General features: G+C 71.9%; 16 protein-coding genes. 9 read left to right on the forward strand and 7 right to left on the reverse strand.

The features are described from left to right. Positions 1–39 precede the first annotated feature (39 nt). A complete protein-coding gene (locus tag ACRAKF_RS11980; RefSeq protein WP_447036969.1) occupies positions 40–1,038 on the forward strand; it encodes a helix-turn-helix transcriptional regulator in 999 nt (332 codons plus the stop codon). On the opposite strand, the gene ACRAKF_RS11985 is transcribed toward ACRAKF_RS11980, so the two are convergent. Beyond that, the gene (locus ACRAKF_RS11985) at positions 1,022–1,990 is read right to left on the reverse strand and encodes an SDR family oxidoreductase (protein ID WP_447041936.1); all 969 of its coding nucleotides are present in this window, start codon (positions 1,988–1,990) and stop codon (positions 1,022–1,024) included. The genes ACRAKF_RS11980 and ACRAKF_RS11985 overlap by 17 nt on opposite strands. Positions 1,991–2,135: 145 nt before the next feature. Here ACRAKF_RS11985 and ACRAKF_RS11990 point away from each other — a divergent pair, with 145 nt between their 5' ends. After that, on the forward strand, positions 2,136–2,657 hold the full coding sequence (locus ACRAKF_RS11990) for a DUF4240 domain-containing protein (protein WP_447041938.1): 522 nt from the start codon (positions 2,136–2,138) through the stop codon (positions 2,655–2,657). A gap of 30 nt (positions 2,658–2,687) precedes the next feature. Here the strand turns inward: ACRAKF_RS11990 and ACRAKF_RS11995 are convergent, their stop codons facing one another. The 3 genes from ACRAKF_RS11995 to ACRAKF_RS12005 form a co-directional block, all read right to left on the reverse strand. After that, positions 2,688–3,497, reverse strand: coding sequence for an SDR family NAD(P)-dependent oxidoreductase (locus ACRAKF_RS11995; protein WP_447036971.1), 810 nt, complete (start codon positions 3,495–3,497; stop codon positions 2,688–2,690). 72 nt (positions 3,498–3,569) lie between these two features. Further along, positions 3,570–4,727, reverse strand: a complete 1,158-nt coding sequence (locus tag ACRAKF_RS12000) for a PP2C family protein-serine/threonine phosphatase (protein WP_447041939.1) — start codon at positions 4,725–4,727, stop codon at positions 3,570–3,572. A 138-nt stretch (positions 4,728–4,865) separates the two neighbouring features. Continuing rightward, entirely contained in the window at positions 4,866–5,354 is a 489-nt protein-coding gene (locus tag ACRAKF_RS12005) for an N-acetyltransferase family protein (protein WP_447036973.1), read from the reverse strand. A 263-nt stretch (positions 5,355–5,617) separates the two neighbouring features. Here ACRAKF_RS12005 and ACRAKF_RS12010 point away from each other — a divergent pair, with 263 nt between their 5' ends. Continuing rightward, positions 5,618–6,532, forward strand: coding sequence for a TIGR01777 family oxidoreductase (locus ACRAKF_RS12010; RefSeq protein ID WP_447036975.1), 915 nt, complete (start codon positions 5,618–5,620; stop codon positions 6,530–6,532). Positions 6,533–6,773: 241 nt separating this feature from the next. Next, the gene (locus ACRAKF_RS12015) at positions 6,774–8,141 is read left to right on the forward strand and encodes an NAD(P)/FAD-dependent oxidoreductase (RefSeq protein ID WP_447036977.1); all 1,368 of its coding nucleotides are present in this window, start codon (positions 6,774–6,776) and stop codon (positions 8,139–8,141) included. Between the two features lie 50 nt (positions 8,142–8,191). On the opposite strand, the gene ACRAKF_RS12020 is transcribed toward ACRAKF_RS12015, so the two are convergent. Next, entirely contained in the window at positions 8,192–9,640 is a 1,449-nt protein-coding gene (locus ACRAKF_RS12020) for a regulator (protein WP_447036978.1), read from the reverse strand. 217 nt (positions 9,641–9,857) lie between these two features. On the opposite strand from ACRAKF_RS12020, the gene lipB reads away from it, so the two are divergent. From lipB to ACRAKF_RS12040, 4 genes are all read left to right on the forward strand, one after another. After that, entirely contained in the window at positions 9,858–10,727 is an 870-nt protein-coding gene (lipB, locus tag ACRAKF_RS12025; RefSeq protein ID WP_447036979.1) for a lipoyl(octanoyl) transferase LipB, read from the forward strand. 117 nt (positions 10,728–10,844) lie between these two features. Next, positions 10,845–11,801, forward strand: a complete 957-nt coding sequence (locus ACRAKF_RS12030) for a lipoyl synthase (RefSeq protein ID WP_447036981.1) — start codon at positions 10,845–10,847, stop codon at positions 11,799–11,801. 287 nt (positions 11,802–12,088) lie between these two features. Beyond that, positions 12,089–12,292 carry an SCO2195 family GlnR-regulated protein gene (locus tag ACRAKF_RS12035; RefSeq protein WP_363250468.1) on the forward strand — a complete coding sequence of 68 codons (204 nt, stop codon included), beginning with the start codon at positions 12,089–12,091 and terminating at the stop codon, positions 12,290–12,292. Between the two features lie 30 nt (positions 12,293–12,322). Then, positions 12,323–13,030 (forward strand): DUF4191 domain-containing protein, encoded by a 708-nt coding sequence (locus ACRAKF_RS12040; RefSeq protein ID WP_447036983.1) that lies wholly within the window; start codon positions 12,323–12,325, stop codon positions 13,028–13,030. 119 nt (positions 13,031–13,149) lie between these two features. Here ACRAKF_RS12040 and ACRAKF_RS12045 read toward each other — a convergent pair whose 3' ends face one another. Continuing rightward, positions 13,150–13,617 (reverse strand): RDD family protein, encoded by a 468-nt coding sequence (locus ACRAKF_RS12045; protein WP_447036984.1) that lies wholly within the window; start codon positions 13,615–13,617, stop codon positions 13,150–13,152. A 225-nt stretch (positions 13,618–13,842) separates the two neighbouring features. On the opposite strand from ACRAKF_RS12045, the gene glnA reads away from it, so the two are divergent. Continuing rightward, complete coding sequence (glnA, locus tag ACRAKF_RS12050) at positions 13,843–15,252, forward strand: type I glutamate--ammonia ligase (protein WP_447041941.1); 1,410 nt, start codon at positions 13,843–13,845, stop codon at positions 15,250–15,252. Positions 15,253–15,626: 374 nt separating this feature from the next. Here glnA and ACRAKF_RS12055 read toward each other — a convergent pair whose 3' ends face one another. After that, positions 15,627–15,896 carry a hypothetical protein gene (locus tag ACRAKF_RS12055; protein ID WP_447036985.1) on the reverse strand — a complete coding sequence of 90 codons (270 nt, stop codon included), beginning with the start codon at positions 15,894–15,896 and terminating at the stop codon, positions 15,627–15,629. Positions 15,897–15,917 lie beyond the last annotated feature (21 nt).

Genomic DNA, 15,917 nt, shown 5'->3' on the forward strand with positions numbered 1-15,917 from the left:
ACGGGTGGGTGGTTCCGTCCGCGGCGGCACAATGGCGGCATGCGTGCTGCCCGCCTCATCAAGATGGTGCTGCTGCTCCAGGCGAGGCCCTCCATGACCGCCGCCGAGCTGGCCGCCGAGCTGGACGTGTCCGAACGGACCATCACCCGTGACGCCCAGGCCCTGTCCGAGGCCGGCGTGCCCGTCTACGCGGACCGCGGCAGGACCGGCGGCTACCGCCTCATCGGCGGTTACCGCACCCGCCTCACCGGCCTCGGCCGCAGCGAGGCCGAGGCGCTGTTCCTGTCCGGAGTGCCGGGCGCGCTGCGCGAGATGGGCCTGGAGGACGCCGCCTCCGCGGCCCGCCTCAAGGTCTCGGCGGCGCTCATGCCCTCCCTCAGGGACGCCTCGCAGAACGCCGCGCAGCGGTTCCATCTGGACGCCCCCGGCTGGTTCCAGGAGACCCCCGCCCCCGAACTGCTGCCCGCCGTCGCGGACGCCGTCTGGGACGACCGTCCGATCAGCGCCCGCTACGTGCGCCAAGGGGCCGCCAGAGAGCGCGACCTGGAGCCTTACGGCCTGGTCCTCAAGGCGGGCGTCTGGTACCTGTGCGCCCGCGTGCCCGACCACGACACATACCGCGTCTACCGCGTCGACCGGTTCACGGAGATCACCCCCGGCGCCGAACGCTTCGTGCGCGACGAGGAGTTCGACCTGCCGGCCTTCTGGGAGGAGCGCGCGGCCGAGTTCGCGCGGGCGATCCTGCGCTCCGAGGTCGTCGTGCGGCTCACGGAGGCGGGCGTGCGACAGCTCCCGTACGCCACCGACCGCGCGGTCGCGCGTGAGGTGATGGAGTCGGCGGGCGCCCCGGACGCGACGGGCCGGGTGACGGTCACCCTGCCCGTCGAGAACGACGACGTGGCGTACGCCCAGCTCATGGCGCTGGGCCCGGAGGCGGAGGTGGTGGAACCCGCCGCCCTGCGCGAGCGGTTCGCGGACGCGGCGGCCCGCTCGGCGAAGCTGTACGAGAAGCCGCGGGGCGCTACCGGTAGCCGGTGACGTCCGCCGTCGGGCTCTCCTGGTCGACCTCCGTGATGTACCGCCACGCGTCGGGCGCCGAGCCGTCGACGTCCGTGAACCCGTACTCCTTGGCGAGCCCGCCGCTGGAGAGCGAGGCACCGTTCCAGCGCGCCACGTCCGGGTCGGCGGCGAGCGCTGCCAGGGCGCGCCCGACGAACGTCGGCGTCTCGGAGATCGCGAAGTGCGGATTCTGCTCGCACCCCGCGAGCCAGTCCTCCTCGGTCACCTTGAAGTGGGTGTCGAGCATGGCCTCGGAGCGCAGCCAGCCGGGTGTCAGGCAGACGGCCGTGCAGCCGTACTCCGTCAGCTCCTCGGCGAGTCCGCGCGCCATCCGCAGCGGGGCGGCCTTGGCGAGGTCGTAGTAGACGGGCTGGCGGTAGCGGCGGTTGTACTCCTCGGTGCCGTCGGTGACCTCGACGACCAGACCACCGCGGTTCCTGATCAGCAGCGGCAGCGCGTACCGGCTGGTGACGAGGTGGGACTCGACGCCGAGGCGCAGGACACGCAGTCCGTCGCCGAGGTCGTGCTCCCACATCTTCTTGTCCCACCCGACGAAGGCGTCGCCGCCCCAGAGGTCGTTGACCAGGATGTCCAGGCGGCCCCGCTCGCGGTCGATCCGCGCCACGAGCGCCTCGACCCGCTCCGGCTCCAGGTGGTCGGTCGGTACGGCGATCCCCTCGCCGCCCGCCGCGTCCACCAGCTCCGCGGTCCCCTCGATGGTCTCGGTGTCCCGCCCGACCTCGCTGACGTGCTCGCGCGTGGTCCTTCCCGTGACGTACACGGTCGCTCCGGCGCGGCCGAGTTCCACGGCCATGGCGCGCCCCGCGCCGCGGGTGGCGCCCGCCACCAGGGCGACCTTCCCGGTCAGCGGCCGTGCGGTCCCGGTGCCTTCGACGCCCTGTCCCCTGTCCTTGTCCCTGTCTTTGCCCATGCCTTTGTCCATGCCTTGAGGCTTCCACCAAAAGCCGACATCTCCTGTCGGTTTTTCCAAGGGCATGTGCACGCATAACGAGACAGCCGCATTCCGGCGCACTCCGCGTGCGCCCGCACTTGTGAGGACCGATGCTGGACCCGTGATGGACGAGACGGAGTTCTGGGAGATCGTGGACAGCACCCGCGAGGCCGCCGGCGGCGACCCGGAGGACCACGCCGAGCTGCTCGTGGAGCGTCTGGTGGGTTCCGACCCGGACGCGGTGCTCGACTTCGCCCGTCACTTCGAGGCCCGCTACAACCGCGCCTACCGCTGGGACCTGTGGGGAGCGGCCTGGGTGCTGCTCGGCGGCGCGAGCGACGACGCCTTCGACTACTTCCGCTGCTGGCTGATCGGCCAGGGCCGGGCGGTCTACGAGGGCGCGGTGCACGACCCCGACGCCCTCGCCGACCTCCTGGACGACTTCGACGAGGAGCTTGACGGCGACGGCGAGGACCTCGGCTACGCCGCCGACGAGGCGTACGAGCAGCTCACCGGCGTCGTCGCCCCCGACCTCGGCATCCTGCCCGCCCCGCCGGAGCCGACGGGCACCCCCATCGACTTCGAGGACGACGCGGCGATGGCGCGGCTGTACCCGAAGCTGTGGGACCGCTTCATGTCCGAGTGAGGCTCAGTCACGCCGCGGTCCACAAGCCGCTCAGAAGTGTGTGCCACCGTCGACGCGGACCTCGGTGCCCGTGATGAAGCGGCCGTCGTCCGAGGCGAGCATGGCGACGACGGACGCGACCGTCTCGGGGCCCGCGAAGCCCTGCCCGAGGGCGGGCGCCAGCTTCACGAAGAGGCTCATGTCGGCGTCCGCGGGCAGCCCGGGGCCGACGCTGCGCCTGCTCTCGCCCGAGCCGTCGGTCATCCCGGAGGAGATGGAGCCGGGCTGCACGGCGGTGAACCGTATGCCCTGCTTGCCGTACTCGCTCGCCAGGGCGTGCGTCATGGACTGGATGCCGCCCTTGCTCGCCGCGTACGCCGCCATGTACGGGTGGGCGAACGTCGCCGAGGTGGAGCTGAAGTTGACGACGGCGGGGCCGTTGCCTTCGAGGAGCGCCGGTATCGCCTCACGGATCATCAGGAACGTGCCGGTGAGGTTGACGCCGATGACCTGGTTGAAGGCGGCGAGGCTGGTCTCGTGGGTGTGCGAGGAGCGCAGGACGCCGGCCGCGTTCACCAGGACGTCCAGGCCGCCGAGCGCGGTCACGGCGGCGGCGACGCCCGCGCGCACGGAGTCCTCGTCGGCGATGTCCACCACGGCGGTGGTCAGCCGCTCCGCGTCCGCGCCCGCCTTGGCGACGGTGTCCTTCAGGCCGTCCTCGCTGACGTCGGCGGCAACGACCCTGCCCCCTTCGGCCAGCATCCGCAGGACGGTGGCCTGCCCGATGCCGGACCCGCCACCGGTCACCAGGGCGCGGCGGCCCTCGTAGCGGTTCAGGGTGTACGCGGCGGTCGTCTCCATGGCGTTTCTCCACTCACTGCTTGCTGCTCACTACCTACTGACACTTCATGCCTATGTGGCACATTATGCCAGCTATCGCTGTTCCGGGGCGAACACCATCATCGTCACGTCGTCCCGTACGACCCCCGCGTGCCGCAGGACGTCCGCCCAGACCTGTTCCGTCAGCGCCGCCGGGTCGTCGATGACCGCCGGGTCGGCCTCGATCATGGCGGAGAGCCGTTCGAGGACGGGGTAGAAGGCGCCGGACACGTCCCTCGCCTCGCAGACGCCGTCGGTCAGGGCGAGCAGCCGGTCGCCGGCGAACAGCGGCACCGTCAGCCGTTCGGGCGGGACGGCCCCCGCGATGCCGAGGCCGAGCGGCGCCCCCGGCGCCACCGACAGCTCGGTGACCTCAGGGCCGCGCAGGAGCAGCGGGGCCGGGTGGCCGCAGGAGACGATGCGGACGACGTCGGAGCCGTCGGAGCCCTCGGAACCGTCGGAGCCCTTGGAACCCTTGGAACCGTCGGGGAACTCCAGGAGCACGGCCGTGGCGAACAGCTCGGTGTGCTCCTCGTCCGCCGAGTCGACGAGGAGCCTGCGGTCGAGGCGGGCCGCGACGCCCTCCAGGTCGGGCTGGTCGAGGACCGCCTCGCGGAAGGCGCCGAGCAGCGAGGCGACCGTGCCGACGGCGGCGAGCCCGTGGCCCTGCACGTCGCCGACCAGGGCGCGGACGCCGTACGGCGAGCCGCGTACGTCGAAGAAGTCGCCGCCGACCAGGGACTCGCGCTGCGCCGCCTGGTACAGGCCCGCGCACCGCACCCTGCCGACCCGGTCCGGCAGCGGCGGCAGCACCGCGAGCTGGGCCGCCTCCGCGACCGTGCTGACCGTCACGAGCTGCCGTTCGCGGCGGCCGCGTACCCAGGCGATGAGCACGCTGAGCAGCGCGATGAAGATGATCGTCAGCCAGTCGCTGTTGCCGGGGTGGCCAAGGCTCAGACCGGGCAGGGAGACCAGCAGGAGGACGAGGGCGCCGAACAGGGCGGTGGCGGCGGGCCCGTAGGACAGGGCGGCGAGCGGCGAGACGGCGGCGACCAGGAAGCTCAGGTCCAGCGTCTTCGGCGTCAGCAGCTGGATGGCCACGACCGCGGCGAGGACCAGCGGCGGCGGCCACCGCACCCAGGGCGGGGGCGGCGTCCCGCGCAGCAGCCAGTCGCGCTGCTCCGCGTCACGCCGTCTGGCCGCCGCCCTGATCACCCCTTCACGCTCCTACGCGCGCGGGAACACCGCACGCCGGGCCGGTCCGTCGGGTGCCCGGTGCGTCGGGTGCCCGGTGCGTCGGATGCCCGGTGCGTCGGATGCCCGGCCCGGCCGGTCAGAGGGGGCGGCCGGTCAGAGGGGGCGGCCCATGAGTACGTCGTCGACGTACTCGCCCTCCAGCAGGAACTCGCCGGGCAGCACCCCTTCGACCACGAAGCCCTCCGCCTCGTAGAGCTTGCGGGCCGGTGTGTTGTGCCCGAGGACCCGCAGGGTGACGCGCCGCGCACCCTGCCCGCGTGCCCGGTCCAGGGCGGCGCGCATCATCCGGCGGCCGACGCCACGGCCGCGCGCCTCCTCCGCGACCAGGAAGCCCTGGATCTGACGCACGTGCGCGTTCGAGTACAGCGGGGTGGGGAAGCCGAGCTTTACATAGCCGACGAGCCGCCCGTCCAGTTCGGCCACGAGGTGGTCGTGCGGGCCGAAGCGGTCGTTGAAGAAGGGTTCGTAGGGCGGCTCGGGGCGGGGCAGGACCGCGTGCAGCGGGGACCATGCGGCGCGGTCGAGGCGGGCGAGCGCGTCGTCGTCCTCGACCAGGGCGGTGCGTATGTGCAACTCCGGCATGGCGTCACTTTACGGCGGTCACGCCGCGGCCCACCCGACGTTTCCCGCGCCGGCTCCGGAACGCACGCCCCGACGCCCTTTCCGGACCAGCACGGGCCAGGACGGGCTAGGACGGACCAGGACGGGGCGCGGTGCGGGCCAGGACGGGGCGCGGCGGGCCGCGGCGGGCCGCGATGGGGCGCGACGGGCCACGGCGGGCCGCGATGGGGCGCGACGGGCCACGGCGGGCCGCGATGGGGCGCGACGGGGCCGGACGGGCCAGGATGGGAGCCATGGAAACCACACGGTCCCGCGTCGCCGTCTCCGGCGCCTCCGGGCTCATCGGCACGGCGCTCACCCGCTCCCTCACCGCGGACGGGCACGACGTGGTCCGCCTGGTGCGCAGAGCGCCCCGTAGAGCCGACGAGGTGCGCTGGGACCCCGCGAGCGGCCGCGTCGACACGGCGGGCCTCGCGGGCTGCACGGCCGTCGTCAACCTCGCGGGCGCCGGGATCGGCGACCACCGCTGGACGGCCGCCTACAAGCGGGAGCTCCGCGACAGCCGGGTCCTCGGCACCTCCGCGCTCGCCGCGGCGGCGGCCTCCCTCGACGAACCGCCCCGCGTGTTCCTCAACGCCGGGGCGATCGGCTACTACGGCGACACCGGCACCCGGGCGGTCGACGAGAGCGCCCCCGCCGGTACGGGGTTCCTGCCGGCCCTCTGCGTGGAGTGGGAGGCGGCGACCGCCGCCGCGCGGGAGGCGGGCATCCGTACCGTCATCGCCCGCAACGGCCTCGTCGTGGCCCGCGAGGGCGGCGCCTGGGCACGGCTCTTCCCGCTCTTCAGAGCGGGCCTCGGCGGGCGCCTCGGCAACGGCAGGCAGTACTGGAGCTACATCTCCCTGCACGACGTAGTGGCCGCCCTGCGGTACCTCCTCGCCACCGAGACCCTGTCGGGCCCGGTCAACCTCACCGCCCCCGATCCGCTCACCAACGGCGAGATCACGGCCGCGATGGGCCGCGTGCTGCGCCGCCCCACGCTGTTCCCCGCCCCGGCCCCGGCGCTGCGCGTGGCGCTGGGCGAGATGGCGGGCGACGTACTGGCCAGCCAACGAGTGCTCCCCACCCGCCTCCTGGAGTCAGGCTTCGAGTTCACCCACCCGGGCATCGAGGACACGCTGCGGGCGGCGCTGATATAGCCATGGACGGCGTGTCGCAGGAAAGTCCCAGCGACACGCCGAGTTTCTCGGCGTGTCGCTGGGACTTTCCTGCAACGCACCGGACCACACCCGCGTGCGACCCGCGTGCGACCGTGCTCGGTTCGTGCGCGACTGCCCCGGTGTTCGAGCGCTCCTACCCTCGGTTCGAATCCCTGCATTCGAGACCTCTGTTGCGGGCATCTGGTCCCCAACAAGCCCGCGCGACCTCTGGGAGGGGCACGTGCTAGAGCCTGCGCACCATGCGGACGTCGTCATCGTGGGGGCCGGGGCCGCGGGGCTCTCGGCCGCGCATCGGCTGACCAGCGCCGGAGTAACGACCGTCGTCCTGGAAGCCGCCCCTTACGTCGGCGGCAGGATGGCGACCGAGAAGGTCGACGGCTTCCGGCTCGACAGGATCGGGCAGTTGCTCACCACCTCGTACCCGGAGCTGCGCCGCACACCGGGGCTCGACGCGCTGGTCCTGCGCCCGTTCGCGCCCGGCGTCCTGGTGCACAGCGACGGCCGTCACCACCGGGTGGCGGAGCCCGTGCCCGGGCGGAGCGCGAGAGGCGCACTCACGGCGGCGCGCGCCCTTGCGAGCGCCCCCCTCGTGCCGCGCGCCGTGAGGCCCGCGCCGGGGTCCGCGTCGCGCCCCGCGCCCCTCGGCCGCCCGCTCGACCAGGCACGGCTCGGCGCCGCGCTCGTCCGCATCGGGGCGACCCCCGTCGAGCGGCTGCTCGACCGCCCCGAACTCCCCGCCCGCACAGCCCTCGCCGCGCGCGGACTGCCCCCGCGCACCATCGACGGCTTCCTGCGCCCGCTGCTCTCCACACTGCTCTGCGACGCCGGCCTGACCACGTCAAGCCGGTGCGCGGACCTCGCCCTGCACGCCTACGCGCGCGGCAAGCTCTGTCTGCCCGAGGGCGGCGCCGAGGTACTGCCCGAACTGCTCGCCGCGGCGCTGCCGCCCGGCACGGTGCGCCACGGTGTCCGGGTCACCTCGGTCTCCACGACCTCCGTCACCACCGCCGAGCACGGTGAGATAAGCTGCCGGGCCGTGCTGCTCGCCACCGACGCCCGCGCCGCCGCGGAGCTGCTTCCCGGGCTGCGGGTGCCGCCCTTCCACGAGGTGACGGTCTTCCACCACACCGCGCCCGAGCCGCCGCTGGAGGGCTCCGGGCTGCTGCTGGACGCCGACCGCGCGGGCCCTGTCGCCCACACGGCGGTCGTCAGTCACGTCGACCCGTCCCGCGCGCCCGCCGACCGCGTCCTGATCTCGTCCACGGTGCTCGGTCCGCCGCCGGACGAGCGGGCCGTGCGCGCGCACCTCGCCGTGCTCTACGGGGCCCCGACCGACCGCTGGGAACTCCTCGCCCTCCACCACACCCCGGAGGCCGTCCCCGCGATGCCGCCCCCGCACGACCCGCGCCGCCCGGTGCGTCTGCTCGGGGGGCTCTACGTCTGCGGGGACCACCGGGACACCAGTACGGTCCAGGGCGCGCTGCACTCGGGGCGGCGCGCGGCCCACGCGGCGCTCAGGGACTTCGGCATCACCCCGGCGGACGACGGCGACGGTGACCCCCTGGAGGCCCTGCCCGTCGCCGCCTGACCGTCCCGGCCGAAGGCCGCGGCCTGACCGTCCTTGCCGAAGGCCGCGGCCTATCCGAAGGCCGCGGCGACCTTGTCGCGGTAGCCCCGCACCGGCGCCGCGTCGCGGTACGGCTCAAGGCGGCGCTCGAATTCGCGTACGTACTCGTGCGCCCGTGCGGACCGCATCTCCGCGGCGGCCTGCGCGGCCTCCGCGCCCAGTTGGCAAGCCTGTTCGAGGTCGCCGAGGCCGAGCCGTGACGTGGCCAGCACCACCCGGCAGAACAGACGGCTGCGCGCGAAGGCGGGGGCGCGCAGTTGCAGGGACCGCTCGGCGTACTGGACGGCGACGCGGTACTGCTGGAGGTCCCGGTGGCAGTGTCCGAAGTCGTCGGCGAGCTGGGCCTCGTCGAAGAAGCGGGCCCAGTGCGGCACCTCGTCGCCGGGCCTGGCCGCCTCCAGGGACCGCTCGGCCCGCTGGAGCGATGCCGTGCAGGGCCGCACCTCGCCGAGCACCCCGTGGCCGCGCGCCTCCGCGGCGTACAGCAGGGCCTGCACGACGGGCGGCGCGGACGAGCCGACGCCCTGCTGGGCGACGCGCGCGAGCTGCACGGCCTCGCGTCCGTGCCCGAGGTAGACGGCCTGGCGGCTCATGGTCACCAGGACGTAGGAGCCGAAGGCCCGGTCGCCGGCCGCCTGCGCCAGCCGCAGCGCCTGGACGTAGTACCGCTGGGCCAGGCCGTGCGCCACGATGTCGTACGAGGTCCAGCCCGCGAGGCGGGTCAGATCGGCGGCCGCCGCGAAGAGCCGCCGGCCGGCCTGCTCGCCGTAGGTGCCGCGCAGCATCGGTTCGGCCTCGTGCTCCAGGTAGCGGACGAGGGCCTGCCGGGCGTGCCCGCCGCCGTACGCGTTGTCGAGCGCGCGGAAGAGTTCGCCGACGGAGCGGAGCGCCGCGATGTCGCCGCTGGTCACCCGCTGTCCGGGCGTGCGGTCGGACTCCCTGCGCTGGCGGGGCACGGCGGGGCGCCCCTGCGGGGGCACGCGTGTCGGGCCGGGGTCGATGTCGCCGCGGCCCACGCGCTCGTCGGCCCTGCCGATCAGCCAGTCGCGGCTCGGCACGACGAGCCCGGCCGGGGTGAAGGCGATCTTCCGGAGTTCGGCGTGGCTCCCGGAGTCCTTTCGCCAGAGACCGCCGACGATGTCGACGGCCTCCTCGGGGGTGGCGGCGAACTCCAGGCCCGCGTAGACCGGGGCGCACGCGTCGAGGCCGAGGTCCTGCGCGCTCAGGCGGCGGCCGAGCCGCCGGGTGAAGACCTCGGCGATCAACGCGGGCGTGGTGCCTCTGGGCTGCTGGCCGCGCAGCCACCGGGTCACGGACGTCTTGTCGTACCGCAGGTCGAGGCCGTGTTCGAGGCCGAGCTGGTCGACGCGGCGCGCGAGGCCCGCATTGGAGAACCCGGCTTCCGCGATGAGTGCGGAGAGCTGGCGGTTTGGGGTGCGCTGCGGGGGTCGTTCCGTCATCGGCTGTGCGGTCTCCTGCCTTTCGGCCTGCCTTGAGCAGCCGTTATGGCTCCGTGAACGGCGCGAATGTAACGGCCATCACAGCCTCTATCGTCACCTTCACCCCGCATTCATCCGATCGTGTGAGGAACCCGGGCCGGAGTTGCCGAACCAGGGGGCCCGTACAGTGGCAGGTGGCGCGATATGTGCACGGTGAACGTTCAGGGAGGCACCTGCCGTGAGTGAGTTTCGGTTCGTCCGACTGGGTTTCGGCCCGGACGCCGTGGAGTACCGCGAGGCCTGGGACGAGCAGCGCCGCGTACACGCCGCCCGCTTCGCCGACGAGGCCCCCGACACCTGCCTGCTTCTTGAGCACCCGCCGGTCTACACCGCGGGCCGCCGCACCGCGGACAGCGAGCGTCCGCTGGACGGGACCCCGGTCGTCGACGTGGACCGCGGCGGCAAGATCACCTGGCACGGCCCCGGCCAGCTCGTGGGCTACCCGATCCAGAAGCTGCCGCGACCGGTCGACGTCGTAGCACATGTACGCCGTCTGGAAGAGGCTCTTATCCGTACGTGTGCGGAGTTCGGCCTGGAGACCAGCCGCGTCGAGGGACGCAGCGGCGTCTGGGTCCTCGGCGATCCCGTGGAGCAGCGCCCGGCGCTCGGCGGCCTCTCCCTGGACTTCGACCCGCGGCTCCAGGACGAGGAGTTCGACGCCCGGTTCAACGGGCCGGAGTACGCGCCGTCCAACGCGGGTCAGCGCCGCGAGGACCGCAAGATCGCCGCCATCGGCATCCGCGTCGCCAAGGGCGTCACGATGCACGGCTTCGCGCTCAACGTGAACCCGGACAACACCTGGTTCGACCGGATCATCCCGTGCGGCATCCGCGACGCGGGCGTCACGTCCCTCTCGTACGAGTTGGGCCGCGAGATCACGATCGCCGATGTGCTGCCCGTGGCCGAGCGGCATCTGCGCGACGTGCTGGAGAACGCGGAGCTCAAGCCGCGGCTGGTCGAGAAGCAGGCGGAGCCCGCGGTGAAGTCCGAGGCGAAGTCCGAGGCGGAGTCCGCGCCTGGGTACGCGCCGGAGAAGGCCTCCGCCTAGCGGATACGGCATCGGGGGAATGGACCCCCTTGGCCAGAGGTTGGCCGGAAGTAAGCCCAACGACATCACGGGCGTACCCTGGTGTGCGCCGAAGAATCGAAGCTACAGGGAGCCGATGTGTCCGCAGTCGCACCCGACGGACGCAAGATGCTGCGCCTGGAGGTCCGGAACAGCCAGACCCCCATCGAGCGCAAGCCCGAGTGGATCAAGACCCGGGCGAAGATGGGCCCCGAGTACAACGCCCTGCAGAAGCTCGTGAAGAGCGAGGGACTGCACACGGTCTGCCAGGAGGCGGGCTGTCCGAACATCTACGAGTGCTGGGAAGACCGCGAGGCCACGTTCCTCATCGGCGGCGACCAGTGCACCCGGCGCTGCGACTTCTGCCAGATCGACACCGGCAAGCCGCAGGCCCTCGACCGCGACGAGCCGCGCCGCGTCGGCGAGTCCGTCGTCACGATGGACCTGAACTACGCCACGATCACCGGCGTCGCCCGCGACGACCTGGAGGACGGCGGCGCCTGGCTGTACGCGGAGACCGTGCGCCAGATCCACGGCCTGACGGCGGAGCGCGAGGCCGGCCAGACCAAGGTCGAGCTCCTCATCCCCGACTTCAACGCCGAGCCCGAGCAGCTCGCCGAGGTCTTCTCCTCGCGCCCCGAGGTGCTCGCGCACAACGTCGAGACGGTGCCGCGCATCTTCAAGCGCATCCGCCCCGGCTTCCGCTTCGAGCGCTCGCTGGAGGTCATCACGCGGGCGCGTGAGGCGGGCCTCATCACGAAGTCCAACCTCATCCTCGGCATGGGCGAGGAGCGCGAGGAGATCAGCGACGCGCTGCACCGGCTGCACGAGGCGGGCTGCGAGCTCATCACGATCACGCAGTACCTGCGCCCGTCGGTGCGCCACCACCCCGTGGAGCGCTGGGCCAAGCCGCAGGAGTTCGTGGAGCTGAAGGAGGAGGCCGAGGAGATCGGCTTCTCGGGCGTCATGTCCGGCCCGCTGGTCCGCTCCTCGTACCGCGCCGGCCGCCTGTACAAGATGGCGATGGAGCAGCGCGGCGCGGTCACCCCGGCGTGACGCGGGCACGTGCCGGGCGCGTGGGCGCTGTCCGCTGCATGCTGTGTGAATCGCCGCACAAGTAACTACTGACCGGTACAAGCCGCAACGACGCGGTCCGTACGATTCCGCAGGTCGCGGACGCGTAGGGACCGCGTCGTGGTTTTGGGGCAGGCATCAACGTTTCATCGGCGTTTGACCGGCCGGTCACGCCCTGGTAACACCAGTCAGTGACCCTGTTATCACCGCACGTGCATCCCTACCCATAGCCGCTCCTCATCCGAGCCGTCCCCCAGGAGGGCCCCACCATGCAGGCCGCGCCCGTACGCGCCACCGCCATCCCGTCCGTCTCCGTCGCCCTGCGCGCCGTCGAGTCGCTCCTCATGAGCGGCGGCCAGCGCACCGCGCGCCGCAACGCCTGGACTTCCGTGCTCGAGGACCGCCGCCGCGCCAAGGACCGGGTCGAGGCGCTGCGCGTGTTCGAGGAGACCGTGGCAACCCGCACGTCGTAGTCGCCTCCGGGGACACGTAGACTCAGCAGCATGGCGAGGAAGGAATCCACCGCGGCGGATGCGGCCGCGGAGCCAGGGCGACTCAAGCAGATCGCTCTGACCTACAAGATGACCCGTCGGGCCGACTCGAAAATCGGTCTGATCATCGCGGCTGTGGGAATCGTCACCTTTGGTGTCTTCCTCGCGATCGGCTTCTTGATCGGTCACCCCGTCTATCTGGGCATTCTCGGCTTCCTGCTCGCCTTCCTCGCGATGGCGATCGTCTTCGGACGCAGGGCCGAGCGTGCCGCCTTCGGGCAGATGGAGGGCCAGCCCGGAGCGGCGGCCGCGGTGCTCGACAAGATCGGTCGCGGCTGGACGACGACCCCAGCGGTCGCGATGAACCGCAGCCAGGACGTGGTGCACCGCACCGTCGGCAAGGCCGGCATCGTCCTGGTGGCCGAGGGCAACCCGAACCGGGTGAAGGGCCTGCTGGCCGCCGAGAAGAAGAAGATGGCCCGCATCGTGGCGGACGTGCCGGTGCACGACGTCATCGTCGGTACCGCCGAGGACACGGTCTCCCTCAAGAAGCTGCGCACGACGCTCCTGAAGCTGCCGCGCGTGCTCACGGGCCCGCAGGTCACGGCCACCAACGACCGGCTGCGCGCCATGGGCGACCTGATGTCGAACATGCCGCTCCCGAAGGGCCCCATGCCGAAGGGCATGCGGATGCCTCGCGGCGGCCCGAAAATGAAGTAGCGTCCCGCTTCTCACGAGAGCCCTTACGGCGAAGGCCCCGGAACCGCATAGGTTCCGGGGCCTTCGCCGTAAGGAGTACTCGCGGCAGAGGTACTCGCCGTACCGCTACGGCGTACTGCTCAGATCCGGATCTGGACGGCGCGGGCGAGGCGGTCGTGCAGGCCGCGGCCGTCACGGTCCCAGATGAGGGCGGGGATCGCGACGCAGAGCAGGACGCTGCGGACGAACACGCGTCCGATGCCGAGCCGCCCGCCGCCCTCGGCGACCAGGCGCAGCCGGAAGAGGGCCTTGCCCGGCGTGCAGCCGACCGTGCCGACGGTGAGCACGCTCAGGACGAAGAAGATGCCGAGCGCCCAGTTGCCCATGGCCTGCTGGTCACCGCGGGCGAACAGACCGTATGCGATCAGCATGCACAGGCCCCAGTCCACGGCGATGGCGCCGATGCGGCGGCCGGGCCGCGAGATCGATCCCGGCCCCTCCTCCGGCAGCCCGAGCTGCTGGCCCCGGTACCCGAAGTCGACTCCGGCGTCCTCCGCGGCCGCGCGCGGGCCCGACAGCCACGATCCGATTGCTTGCCTGTTGTCCACCCGTCCACGGTACTGCGCGCAGGTGCGTACGGGACCGGGCGGGGTAGGCGATGAGGGAAACCCGGCGGCCGGTGCCCCCGGGCCGGTTAACTTCGGCGAAACAAATGGGTCACGCTTGAGAAATCCCCCGTCCTTATGGTCGGGTCCCAGCGTGTGCCACCGCACTGGCCGCACAACGAGCTGCAACCCCGTCCCGCCCCGGGCGGGAGTAGGAGGAGTTGGATGTTGTTCCAGAACGCCGACGACGCGAAGAAGTACATCGCGGACGAGGACGTCAAGTTCGTCGACGTCCGCTTCTGCGACCTGCCCGGTGTCATGCAGCACTTCACGATCCCGGCGGCGGCGTTCGACCCGGACGAGGAGCTGGCCTTCGACGGTTCGTCGATCCGAGGCTTCCAGGCCATCCACGAGTCCGACATGGCGCTGCGCGCGGACCTGTCGACCGCCCGGGTCGACCCGTTCCGCCGCGACAAGACCATCAACATCAACTTCTTCATCCACGACCCGATCACGGGCGAGCAGTACAGCCGTGACCCGCGGAACGTGGCGAAGAAGGCCGAGGCGTACCTGGCCTCCACCGGCATCGCCGACACCGCGTTCTTCGGTCCCGAGGCGGAGTTCTACGTCTTCGACAACGTCCGCTTCCAGACGTCGGCGAACGAGAGCTTCTACCACATCGACTCCGAGGCCGGCGCCTGGAACACCGGTGCGGTCGAGAACAACCGCGGCTACAAGGTCCGCTACAAGGGCGGCTACTTCCCGGCCCCGCCGGTCGACCACTTCGCCGACCTGCGCGCCGAGATCTCCCTGGAGCTGGACAAGAACGGCCTCCAGGTGGAGCGCCAGCACCACGAGGTCGGCACGGCCGGCCAGGCGGAGATCAACTACAAGTTCAACACGCTGCTCGCCGCGGCCGACGACCTGATGCTCTTCAAGTACATCGTGAAGAACGTCGCCTGGCGCAACCAGAAGACCGCGACCTTCATGCCGAAGCCGATCTTCGGTGACAACGGCTCGGGCATGCACGTCCACCAGTCCCTCTGGGCCGGCGGCGACCCGCTCTTCTACGACGAGCAGGGCTACGCGGGCCTCTCGGACATGGCGCGCTACTACATCGGCGGCATCCTCAAGCACGCCCCGTCGCTGCTTGCCTTCACGAACCCGACGGTGAACTCGTACCACCGCCTGGTCCCCGGCTTCGAGGCCCCGGTCAACATGGTCTACTCGCAGCGCAACCGCTCCGCGGCCATGCGTATCCCGATCACGGGCTCGAACCCGAAGGCCAAGCGCGTCGAGTTCCGCGCGCCCGACCCGTCCTCGAACCCGTACCTGGCGTTCTCGGCGCTGCTGATGGCCGGCCTGGACGGCGTGAAGAACAAGATCGAGCCGCCGGAGCCGATCGACAAGGACCTCTACGAGCTGGCCCCCGAGGAGCACGCCGGCGTCGCCCAGGTCCCGACGTCCCTCCCGGCCGTCCTCGACGCCCTTGAGGCGGACCACGAGTACCTGCTGGCCGGCGGCGTCTTCACCCCCGACCTGATCGAGACGTGGATCGACTACAAGCGCACGAACGAGATCGCCCCGATCCAGCTGCGCCCGCACCCGCACGAGTTCGAGCTGTACTTCGACATCTAGAGATCAGCTCCGGGTGACCTGGGCGATCGCGAGAATCTGCTTCTGAACCGAGGAAACGCTTCTCGGCGTTTCCCATCGGTTCCCCCGGCAGGCACCGAAGAGACCCCCTCCTGAACAAGGCGGGGGTCTCTTCGTCGTCATCCGACTCGTGTGGGCGCACTGGTAGGTGATCACCCTCGCCGTGATCGGGGACCGGTCCGCCGCGCCGCCCGGTCCAAGGGATTCGCCCCTCGATATAGAGGGCGCGGCCGTTCGAGCCTTCAGGGTGCTCCGACAGCGGCATGAGCCCGAGCACGAGAGCGCCAGACCTTACGCAGGAAGACGACGCGGCCCGCGGTGCTTCCCGCGTGCTCGATGGCTGCGGCAGTCGCGGATCATGGCGTCCGCTCGCGCACCGTGGTGGGCACGCACAGGATCTCGTCGGGCCGCGCCGGACGGACGTCCTTGGGCAGGGCATCCCACTCCAGCCCGCCCGCCGGGGGACGGCACATGACGTACGCCCCGTAGTTCCCCACGACGCGTCCGAGCCGCTGCCTGTTCTCGTCGATGACCAGCGCGCCGACGCCCAGTTCGTCGACCACAGTCTTCGCGGCACGGGCCGCGGGCGTCATTCCGGCCGTGCCTGCCGTGCGGCTATCGTCCATGGCGTCGGCTCCTTAGTAGTC

It is taken from the genome of Streptomyces sp. DSM 118878, assembly GCF_052936595.1.

Excerpts from the sequence above, each read along its gene's own strand:
- ACRAKF_RS12010 (WP_447036975.1), top strand. The coding sequence starts at position 5,618 with ATGGGAGCCATGGAAACCACACGGTCCCGCGTCGCCGTCTCCGGCGCC.
- ACRAKF_RS12005 (WP_447036973.1), bottom strand. The coding sequence starts at position 5,354 with ATGCCGGAGTTGCACATACGCACCGCCCTGGTCGAGGACGACGACGCG.
- ACRAKF_RS12020 (WP_447036978.1), bottom strand. The coding sequence starts at position 9,640 with ATGACGGAACGACCCCCGCAGCGCACCCCAAACCGCCAGCTCTCCGCA.
- ACRAKF_RS11980 (WP_447036969.1), top strand. The coding sequence starts at position 40 with ATGCGTGCTGCCCGCCTCATCAAGATGGTGCTGCTGCTCCAGGCGAGG.
- ACRAKF_RS12035 (WP_363250468.1), top strand. The coding sequence starts at position 12,089 with ATGCAGGCCGCGCCCGTACGCGCCACCGCCATCCCGTCCGTCTCCGTC.
- ACRAKF_RS11985 (WP_447041936.1), bottom strand. The coding sequence starts at position 1,990 with ATGGGCAAAGACAGGGACAAGGACAGGGGACAGGGCGTCGAAGGCACC.
- ACRAKF_RS12055 (WP_447036985.1), bottom strand. The coding sequence starts at position 15,896 with ATGGACGATAGCCGCACGGCAGGCACGGCCGGAATGACGCCCGCGGCC.
- ACRAKF_RS11990 (WP_447041938.1), top strand. The coding sequence starts at position 2,136 with ATGGACGAGACGGAGTTCTGGGAGATCGTGGACAGCACCCGCGAGGCC.
- ACRAKF_RS11995 (WP_447036971.1), bottom strand. The coding sequence starts at position 3,497 with ATGGAGACGACCGCCGCGTACACCCTGAACCGCTACGAGGGCCGCCGC.
- ACRAKF_RS12040 (WP_447036983.1), top strand. The coding sequence starts at position 12,323 with ATGGCGAGGAAGGAATCCACCGCGGCGGATGCGGCCGCGGAGCCAGGG.